Origin of the sequence: Streptomyces sp. IBSBF 3136, from assembly GCF_036815105.1 — a bacterium.
Taxonomy (GTDB): Bacteria; Actinomycetota; Actinomycetes; order Streptomycetales; family Streptomycetaceae; genus Streptomyces.
The window spans coordinates 3,693-5,031 of sequence record NZ_JAJSZC010000361.1 but is presented as its reverse complement, the minus strand read 5'-3'; the positions used below and the strand labels follow the sequence as shown (position 1 = coordinate 5,031).

General features: G+C 76.1%; 2 protein-coding genes. Both read left to right on the top strand.

The window, feature by feature from the left end:
• Positions 1-1,052: hypothetical protein (locus tag V7E45_RS38690; protein WP_333778966.1), on the top strand; the 1,052-nt coding region annotated here is incomplete at its 5' end.
• Between the two features lie 52 nt (positions 1,053-1,104).
• The coding region (locus tag V7E45_RS38685; protein ID WP_333778965.1) for a hypothetical protein at positions 1,105-1,339 on the top strand (235 nt) is incomplete at its 3' end.

The following is a 1,339-nucleotide window of genomic DNA, read 5'->3' as shown; positions in this document are numbered from 1 at the left end:
CACCCACCGCGCCCCCGCGCACACCCCCGCACACGCGCACACAACGGCGTCCGGCCGCGCAGCCGAACACGCATCCGCGTCCGGCCCCGGACGCGAACCCGTACGAGGCCGAATACACGGGCCCCAGCCGCGAGTTCCCGCGCTCCCACCTGATCCGCGAGTACATCGAGCACCTGCGGACCGTCGTGCCAGGGGTCCGCGAGGACGTCGACGCGGCACTCGGCGCCTACCGCGGACCCGTCGTCCGCACCCAGGCCTACCGGCTCGGGAACCGCGCCCACCCGCCCGAGGGCCACCCCTTCCTCACCCTGCCCACCGCCTCGGTGCCCACGACCACCGGGCCCGTCGACGTCCCGGTGCGCTACTACGACTCCTCCGCCGCCCACCTGTGCTTCCCCGTGGACGCCGGGGCGGCGCACGCCCTGCTGCCCGACGGCACCTGGATGCGCCCGAGCCGGCTGGGCCGGTGGGCACTGGCGGTGCTGTCCCTGTACGAGCACCGCTGTTCCACGATCGGGCCCCACGCCGAGATCGCCCTGTCGGTCCTCGTGGACGACCTGTGGCGGCCGCGCCCCTACGACATCGCCGCCGACCTGCTGCGCCGGGCCGACCTGCGCCGCACCGGCCGCTGCGTGCTGTCCCTCGCGGTGAGCAGCGAGGAGGCCCGGGTCGTCGCCCGCGAGGTCTGGGGCCGCCCGGCGGTCCGCACGCCCGTCGACGCCGAACTGATGACCCGGCGGTTACGTCTCACGGCACCGGAGATGGGCCTCACCGTCGAGGGCCGCCTCGGCCCCGGCGTCCGCTGCCCGGAGCCGGACTGGGTCCTCTACGGCCGGCGCGGCGAGAGCACCGTACGCAGTCTGTCCCGGGCGCACGGCCACGCCCGCCTGCACCTGGCGACCGGGGTGCGGCTGCGGCTCGGCACGGCCGCGGCCGAACCCCTGGCCGGACAGTTGCGCCGGCTCCACATCGACACGGCCCGGCCGCTGTTCGTGCTGGCCTGCCCGCAGTTCATGGTCCACCGCAGCGCGGGCGTGGTCCTGCCGCGCTGACCCGAACGACACCCCGCTGGAGTCCTCCGTGATCACCGAATCCCTTCGCACGATGTCACCGGTCGAAGACCTCCTCGACCGGGTGGGCCGGTTGCGTGCCGACGCCGACCTGGTGGACGGCTACGCCGGCCGGCTGCGCGAGATCGCGTCCGCGCTGGCCGACTGCGCGGAGGCACCGGACGGAACCGGCGACACGCTGGAACGGCGGGCGGCCGCGTGCGGTACCGGGGGCGCGCGGCGGCGGCCGCCGGCCGCCCCGGTTGCGGTTCACCGCAGGGGGGGGGGAG